This window comes from Curtobacterium sp. GC_Cur_3 (genome assembly GCF_026544205.1).
Lineage (GTDB): Bacteria > Actinomycetota > Actinomycetes > Actinomycetales > Microbacteriaceae > Curtobacterium.
Genome location: NZ_JALNUI010000066.1, coordinates 1 through 327, shown reverse-complemented (window position 1 = coordinate 327; position 327 = coordinate 1). Strand labels below are relative to the sequence as shown.

General features: G+C 68.5%; 1 pseudogene. It reads left to right on the top strand.

Features of this window, described 5'->3' with window-relative positions:
• Positions 1–327 (top strand): annotated as a pseudogene (locus tag OXR63_RS17965) (hypothetical protein); the annotation flags it as partial.

The window sequence follows — 327 nt, the reverse complement described above, 5'->3', positions numbered from 1 at the left end:
CTCGGTCCCCGAGGTCCTCGGCGGCAACACCTCCGTCGCCCTCGACAAGGGCTTCACCGACGCCCTCACCTCCCTGAAGCTCACCCCCGGCGTCTCCGGCTCCGCGAAGCTCGCCGACGGTGCCGTGTCGTTCCCGATCACCGCCGGGTCCGTCACGTACTGGAGCCCGGACGGCAACTACCGCCCCTACGTCCAGGGCCTGCTCAACCACGACGACTCGGGTCTGACCCTGAAGGCCGGCGACACCACCGTCACGCTGGAGAACTTCGTCGTGAACCCCGGCTCCTCCAAGCTCTACGGCGACGTCCTCGTCAACGGTGAAGTCGC